This is a genomic window from Pseudomonas sp. P5_B2 (assembly GCF_056400445.1).
Genome location: NZ_JBFULH010000231.1, coordinates 1 through 6,694, shown reverse-complemented (window position 1 = coordinate 6,694; position 6,694 = coordinate 1). Strand labels below are relative to the sequence as shown.

General features: G+C 59.4%; 8 protein-coding genes. 1 reads left to right on the top strand and 7 read right to left on the bottom strand.

Features of this window, described 5'->3' with window-relative positions; all coding sequences use genetic code 11:
- The first annotated feature begins 106 nt into the window (after positions 1-106).
- Positions 107-745: a TetR/AcrR family transcriptional regulator gene (locus AC1DRJ_RS16825; protein ID WP_477803148.1), complete on the top strand. Its 639-nt coding sequence runs from the start codon at positions 107-109 to the stop codon at positions 743-745.
- Positions 746-897: 152 nt separating this feature from the next.
- Here the strand turns inward: AC1DRJ_RS16825 and AC1DRJ_RS16820 are convergent, their stop codons facing one another.
- The 7 genes from AC1DRJ_RS16820 to AC1DRJ_RS16790 form a co-directional block, all read right to left on the bottom strand.
- Positions 898-1,113, bottom strand: a complete 216-nt coding sequence (locus tag AC1DRJ_RS16820) for a TOBE domain-containing protein (RefSeq protein WP_007942473.1) — start codon at positions 1,111-1,113, stop codon at positions 898-900.
- A gap of 26 nt (positions 1,114-1,139) precedes the next feature.
- The gene (gene ssuB, locus AC1DRJ_RS16815; protein WP_477803147.1) at positions 1,140-1,946 is read right to left on the bottom strand and encodes an aliphatic sulfonates ABC transporter ATP-binding protein; all 807 of its coding nucleotides are present in this window, start codon (positions 1,944-1,946) and stop codon (positions 1,140-1,142) included.
- Positions 1,943-2,725 (bottom strand): aliphatic sulfonate ABC transporter permease SsuC, encoded by a 783-nt coding sequence (gene ssuC, locus AC1DRJ_RS16810; RefSeq protein WP_477803146.1) that lies wholly within the window; start codon positions 2,723-2,725, stop codon positions 1,943-1,945. Before ssuC ends, ssuB begins: the two co-directional genes overlap by 4 nt.
- Positions 2,726-2,733: 8 nt before the next feature.
- On the bottom strand, positions 2,734-3,882 hold the full coding sequence (gene ssuD, locus AC1DRJ_RS16805; RefSeq protein WP_477803145.1) for an FMNH2-dependent alkanesulfonate monooxygenase: 1,149 nt from the start codon (positions 3,880-3,882) through the stop codon (positions 2,734-2,736).
- A 26-nt stretch (positions 3,883-3,908) separates the two neighbouring features.
- Complete coding sequence (locus tag AC1DRJ_RS16800) at positions 3,909-4,889, bottom strand: sulfonate ABC transporter substrate-binding protein (RefSeq protein ID WP_477803144.1); 981 nt, start codon at positions 4,887-4,889, stop codon at positions 3,909-3,911.
- Positions 4,890-4,978: 89 nt separating this feature from the next.
- Complete coding sequence (ssuE, locus tag AC1DRJ_RS16795; protein ID WP_477803143.1) at positions 4,979-5,572, bottom strand: NADPH-dependent FMN reductase; 594 nt, start codon at positions 5,570-5,572, stop codon at positions 4,979-4,981.
- A 311-nt stretch (positions 5,573-5,883) separates the two neighbouring features.
- The gene (locus AC1DRJ_RS16790) at positions 5,884-6,522 is read right to left on the bottom strand and encodes a peroxiredoxin (protein WP_477803142.1); all 639 of its coding nucleotides are present in this window, start codon (positions 6,520-6,522) and stop codon (positions 5,884-5,886) included.
- Positions 6,523-6,694 lie beyond the last annotated feature (172 nt).

The window sequence follows — 6,694 nt, the reverse complement described above, 5'->3', positions numbered from 1 at the left end:
TGTTCACTGGAGATCAACTGTGGGAGCGAGCCTGCTCGCGATGGCGTCCTGGCAGACAACACACAACCCTGCTCGTACAATGCCCCCTGCCCTGCAGGAGACTTCAATGACCCGACTCGCCACCCCACGCAAACCCCGTGCCCGCAGCCAGGCGCGGATCGATTCGATACTCGATGCTGCCCGCACGCTGCTGGCCGCCGAGGGTGTGGCCAGCCTGTCGATCTACAGCGTCGCCGAGCGCGCGGAGATTCCGCCATCCTCCGTATACCACTTCTTCGCCAGCGTCCCGGCACTGCTCGAAGCGCTGACCGCCGATGTCCACGCCGCGTTCCGCGCCTGCCTGCAAGCGCCTATCGATCATGACGCGCTCAGCGGCTGGCGTGACCTGTCACGTCTGGTGGAGCAACGCATGCTCGCGATCTACAGTGAAGATGCCGCAGCCCGCCAACTGATCCTCGCTCAGCATGGCCTGACCGAAGTCACCCAGGCCGACCGCCAGCACGACATCGAACTGGGCGACCTGATGCACAAACTCTTCGATCATCATTTCGAATTGCCCAGGCTGCCGACGGACGTGGATGTGTTTGCACTGGCCATGGAGCTGGGTGATCGCGTTTATGCGCGCTCGGTGCAGCAACACGGGCAAATTACGCCGCGCATGGCTGAGGAAGGGATGCGGGTGTTTGATGCGTATCTGGGGCTGTATTTGCCGCCGTATCTGCCCAAGCGCGCTATTTCAGCCTGATTCCTGCAGTGGTCTCATTGGCCTCTTCGCGAGCAAGCCCGCTCCCACATTTGATCTCTGTGTACACACATTCCGTGTTCACTGARGATYAAATGTGGGAGCGGGCTTGCTCGCGAAGGCCGCACCGCCGAATTCACTGACTGCCCACGCCCTTACAACTTGGCGATCGACACTTCAGTGGATTTCACGAACGCAATCACTTCACTGCCGACCACCAATTCCAGCTCCTTGACCGAGCGCGTGGTGATCACCGAAGTGACGATGCCGGACGCGGTTTGCACGTCGATTTCCGACAGCACGTCACCCAGTACGATTTCCTTGATGGCGCCTTTGAATTGGTTGCGAACGTTGATGGCTTTGATCGTCATGATGTTGATTCCTGTCGTTGCTTGGATTAATGAGCCCAACGCAGTTGCGTAGGCAAGGGGGATACGGGTTCCGGTTCCGGCGGTTCACCGGGCAGTGCGAGCACACGATTGAGCACTTGGGTTTCCAGCGCCGCCAGCCGATGCGAGCCGCGAACCCGTGGGCGCGGCAGTTCCACGAGCAGGTCAAGGCCCACTTCGCCCTCTTCGATCAGGATCACCCGATCGGCAATCGCCACCGCTTCACTGACGTCGTGGGTCACCAGCAACACGGTGAAGCCATGCTTCTGCCAGAGCCGTTCGATCAGTTGCTGCATTTCGATTCGGGTCAGCGCGTCCAGCGCACCTAGCGGTTCGTCGAGCAACAGCAAACGCGGTTGATGGATCAGCGCGCGAGCCAGGGCCACACGCTGTTTCTGTCCACCGGACAAGGCGGCGGGCCATTCGTTGGCGCGATCAGCCAGGCCGACGGACTCCAGCGCTTCGAGTGCTTGCGGCCGCCAGTTGCCCTTGAGCCCGAGGCCGACGTTGTCGATGACCTTTTTCCAGGGCAGCAAACGCGCTTCCTGAAACATCAAGCGCGTGTCTTCCCGCGCGTCACTCAGCGGCGCAGCGCCAGCGAGCAATACACCGCCCGTGGGTTCGTCGAGACCGGCCAGCAGGCGCAGCAACGTACTTTTTCCGCATCCGCTACGACCGACCACGGCGACAAACTGGCCCGCAGGAATGTGCAGATCGATCTCGCGCAGCACTTGCCGTGAGCCAAAGGTTTTTTGCAGCTTGCGCACCACCAGCGGAATCCCGCGCAGCAGGCGTGGAGGTTGTTGAGCCGTCATGCCGCACCTCCTTTAACAACCTGATAAGCCGGGTGCCAGCGCAGCCACACGCGCTCAAGTCCACGGGCCGCGAGGTCGGCGAGTTTGCCGAGTACCGCGTACAGCAGAATTGCCAGCACCACCACATCAGTCTGCAAAAACTCCCGGGCATTCATCGCCAGATAACCGATGCCGGAACTGGCGGAGATGGTTTCCGCAACGATCAGCGTCAGCCACATGAAACCCAGTGCGAAACGCACGCCGACCAGAATTGAAGGCAGCGCGCCCGGCAGGATCACCTGACGAAACAGGCTGAAACCGGACAAGCCATAACTGCGCGCCATCTCCACCAGTGCCGGATCGACATTGCGAATGCCGTGATAGGTGTTGAGGTAAATCGGGAACAACGTGCCCAACGCCACCAGAAAAATCTTCGCTGACTCATCGATACCGAACCACAGAATCACCAACGGAATCAGCGCCAGGTGCGGCACGTTGCGGATCATCTGCACCGAACTGTCGAGCACGCGTTCACCCCATTTCGACAGGCCGGTGATGAAGCCCAGCGCCAGACCGATGCCGCCACCGATGGTGAAGCCCAGCGCGGCGCGCCAGCCGCTGATTGCCAGGTGCGTCCAGATTTCGCCGCTGCGCACCAGGCTTACACCGGCTTCGATCACCGCGATGGGCGCCGGCAGAATCCGTGTCGACAACCAGCCTGCCGACACCGACAACTGCCACACCGCCAGCAGCAAAACCGGTAACGCCCAAGGCGCGAGACTGTGGGTAATTTTCTTCATGGCACGCCTCAGCTCTGAGACGCGGCTTTGGGAAGAATGTCGTTGGCGACCATCTCACCGAACGGACTCACATAACCCGCGCTTTTCGGCAACTCAGGACGCTCGATGTCGAGGTGCGGGAACAGCAATTCGGCCACGCGGTACGACTCTTCAAGGTGTGGATAACCGGAGAAGATGAAGGTGTCGATGCCGAGATCCGCGTATTCCTTCACGCGAGCGGCCACGGTCGGACCGTCGCCAACCAGTGCAGTACCGGCACCGCCACGCACCAGACCGACACCGGCCCACAGGTTAGGGCTGACTTCCAGGTTGTCGCGGCTACCGCCATGCAGCGCGGCCATGCGCTGCTGGCCGACGGAATCGAAGCGCGCCAAAGAAGCCTGCGCACGAGCGATGGTGTCGTCGTCCAGATGCGAGATCAGTTTGTCAGCCGCTTGCCACGCCTCGGCGTTGGTCTCGCGAACGATCACATGCAGACGGATACCGAAGCGCACGGTACGACCGAGCTTCGCGGCTTTGGCACGCACTTGTTCAATCTTCTCGGCAACGGCGTCCGGTGGTTCGCCCCAAGTCAGGACCATTTCCACTTGCTCTGCCGCAAGGTCTTGCGCCGCTTCCGACGAGCCGCCGAAGTACAGCGGTGGACGCGGTTGCTGGATCGGCGGATAGAGCAACTTCGCCCCTTTCACGCTGATGTGCTGACCGTCGTAATCAACGGTTTCGCCTTCCAGCACGCGACGCCAGATGCGGGTGAATTCCACCGAGGCCTGATAGCGCTCTTCGTGGCTGAGGAACAAACCATCGCCGGCCAATTCTTCCGGATCACCGCCGGTGACCAGGTTAAACAGCGCACGCCCACCAGACAGACGATCCAGGGTCGCCGCCTGACGCGCCGCCACTGTCGGGGAAATGATCCCGGGGCGCAGGGCGACAAGGAACTTCAAACGCTGGGTCACCGGGATCAGCGACGCCGCCACCAGCCACGAGTCTTCGCAGGAGCGACCGGTAGGAATCAGCACCCCGCCGAAACCCAGACGATCCGCCGCTTGCGCGACTTGTTGCAGATAACCGTGGTCGACGGCGCGAGCGCCTTCGGCGGTGCCAAGGTAGTGGCCGTCGCCGTGGGTAGGCAGGAACCAGAAAATATTGAGGCTCATGGAGTGGTCTCCTTCAGGGATTCGAATTACTGCGCTTTGGCAACGGTTGCCGGTGGCGTCCAGATCACGTCTTTGATGCTCAGCTGTTTCGGTATCAGCTTGAGCTCGTAAAAACTGTCAGCGATTTTCTGTTGGGCGGCGACCACTTCAGGCGTGAGGAACAGCGCGCCATAGCCTTGGCGTTTCACCGAGGTCAGAGTGATGTCTTCCGGCAGGCCGAGCAGTGGCGAAACCTGTTGGGTGACGTCTTGCGGATTGGCCTTGGACCATTCACCGACCGCACGCACTTCTTCGACCAGGGTCTTGATCACCTCAGGATTTTTCTGCGCGTAAGGCTTGGTCGCGAGGTAGAACTGATGGTTGTCGACGATGCCCTGGCCATCGCGCAGGGTGTGGGCTTGCAGTTGTTTCTCGGCGGCGGCCTGGTACGGGTCCCAGATGACCCAGGCGTCGACACTGCCACGCTCAAATGCGGCGCGGGCATCGGCTGGCGGCAGGAATACGGTCTGGATGTCGGTGTATTTGAGGCCGGCGTCTTCCAGCGCACGTACCAGCAGGTAGTGCACGTTGGAGCCTTTGTTGAGCACGACTTTCTTGCCCTTGAGGTCCTTCACCGATTTGATCGGCGAGTCCTTCGGCACCAGGATCGCTTCGCTGTGCGGTGCCGGTGGTTCGTAGGCCACGTAGAGCAGGTCAGCACCCGCCGCTTGAGCAAATACCGGCGGGGTTTCGCCGGTCACACCGAAGTCGATGGAGCCAACATTCAAACCTTCGAGCAGTTGCGGGCCACCGGGGAACTCAGTCCATTGCACGTCCACGCCTTGGGCCGCTAGGCGTTTTTCCAACGTGCCTTTGGCTTTTAGCAGCACCAGGGTGCCGTACTTCTGATAACCGATTCGCAACACGCCTTCCTGGGTAGAAAGCGCTTGAGCTTGAGTAATGGCGCCGAAGGACACAGCCGCAACAAACAGAGCGACCAGACCACGACGCAAAATGACAGTGCGCATAGCGCTCTCCTTTTTGCAGTTGGGTTTTGGCTGCACCTGCTTGGCCGTTGTCGGCTGAGTAAGGTGAGTGGATCAATTTAGGGTAAGGCTTAAATGCTCCAGCGAGCACTCAACAAACGTTCATTCAACAAGTTTGGGTCGAGCGGCTTGGGCCGCCTCGCCATGGCGCTGAAAAACAGCTCCAGCGACTCCTTCAATCGTTGCTCCAGCTCCGGCGCCAATTGCGCCTGGGCGCTGCCTTCGCCGTAGGCGATCTGGCTATCTTCAGCAAAAATGCCGTGAAGCATTTCCTGGGCTTTCAGCGCCGACAGCACGGGCTTGAGCGCGTAATCCACCGCCAGCATGTGGGCGATGCTGCCGCCGGTGGCCATCGGCAACACGACCTTATGGTGGAGTGCTCGTTCGGGCAGCAGGTCCAGCACGGTTTTCAGTGCGCCCGAGAACGACGCCTTGTAAACCGGTGTGGCGATCAGCAGGCCATCGGCGTTTTCAATCTGTTGCAGCAGGTCGATGACCTTGGGGCTGTCGAAGCGTGCGTGCAGCAAGTCTTCTGCCGGGAAGTCCCGAACCTGGTAACTCACCACTTCCACACCTTGCTCCTGCAACCAGCGTTGGGAGCGTTCCAGCAGTACCCCGGAACGGGAGCGTTGGCTGGGACTGCCACCGAGTGAGACGACCAGCATTCAGATGATTCCTTGAACGGTGTTGGCGATTCGCGGTTTGCGATCTCGCTGTGATGGGAGTGACCTTAACAGGTGATTGTTATATCTATAAATCATATTTATTCATTTGGTTATTCGTTTTGGAGATATGAAAAACTCCGGATTCCAGGCATAAAAAAAGGCCGTCGAAACGGCCTGAAATCCCCTGCTATTGGATCTGGTTGGTGATCGTTCCCACGCTCTGCGTGGGAATGCAGCCCGTGACGCTCCGCGTCACTGGACGCAGAGCGTCCCTAGAGGCATTCCCACGCAGAGCGTGGGAACGATCATGCTTACCTGTTCGGCTGCGGTGTGAGGCGCAAGTAGGGTTTGACGGCGCGATAGCCCTTGGGAAAGCGCTGCTTGATTTCATCCTCATCCTTGAGCGACGGCACGATCACCACTTCATCACCGTCCTGCCAGTTGGCCGGGGTGGCCACTTTGTAATGGTCGGTGAGTTGCAGCGAGTCGATCACCCGCAGAATTTCGTGGAAGTTGCGGCCGGTACTCGCCGGGTAGGTGATGGTCAGTCGAATCTTTTTGTTCGGATCGATCACGAACAGCGAACGCACAGTCAGGGTGTCGTTGGCGTTGGGATGGATCAGATCGTAAAGGTCCGACACCTTGCGATCGGCATCGGCGAGGATCGGGAAATTGACCAGGGTGTTCTGGGTTTCGTTGATGTCCTCGATCCACCTGTGGTGCGAGTCCACCGGGTCAACCGACAAGGCAATGGCTTTCACCCCACGACTGTCAAACTCATCCTTGAGCCTGGCGGTGAAGCCCAGTTCGGTGGTGCACACTGGGGTGAAGTCCGCCGGATGGGAAAACAGCACGCCCCAACTATCGCCCAGCCATTCGTGAAAACGGAGGGTGCCGGCGCTGGAATCCTGTTCAAAGTCGGGGGCGATATCGCCCAGTCTGAGGCTCATGGTGCTGCTCCTGATGAGTGCTTGTTGAGTTCGACTGTGCCTATATTTATGAATAATTAAAAAGAATAAATGTCGATTTGTTTAGACCCAAAATGAATATTAAATATCTGTTCACTGGACGTGATCGGGCAGCGCGACGAACATCGCCTACAAGGTTCGAGAAGGCCTTGAG

Bases quoted from the DNA above. Each gene is read 5' to 3' on its own strand.
- ssuC (WP_477803146.1), bottom strand. From the start codon at position 2,725: ATGAAGAAAATTACCCACAGTCTCGCGCCTTGGGCGTTACCGGTTTTG.
- AC1DRJ_RS16790 (WP_477803142.1), bottom strand. From the start codon at position 6,522: ATGAGCCTCAGACTGGGCGATATCGCCCCCGACTTTGAACAGGATTCC.
- AC1DRJ_RS16825 (WP_477803148.1), top strand. From the start codon at position 107: ATGACCCGACTCGCCACCCCACGCAAACCCCGTGCCCGCAGCCAGGCG.
- AC1DRJ_RS16800 (WP_477803144.1), bottom strand. From the start codon at position 4,889: ATGCGCACTGTCATTTTGCGTCGTGGTCTGGTCGCTCTGTTTGTTGCG.
- ssuE (WP_477803143.1), bottom strand. From the start codon at position 5,572: ATGCTGGTCGTCTCACTCGGTGGCAGTCCCAGCCAACGCTCCCGTTCC.
- ssuB (WP_477803147.1), bottom strand. From the start codon at position 1,946: ATGACGGCTCAACAACCTCCACGCCTGCTGCGCGGGATTCCGCTGGTG.
- ssuD (WP_477803145.1), bottom strand. From the start codon at position 3,882: ATGAGCCTCAATATTTTCTGGTTCCTGCCTACCCACGGCGACGGCCAC.
- AC1DRJ_RS16820 (WP_007942473.1), bottom strand. From the start codon at position 1,113: ATGACGATCAAAGCCATCAACGTTCGCAACCAATTCAAAGGCGCCATC.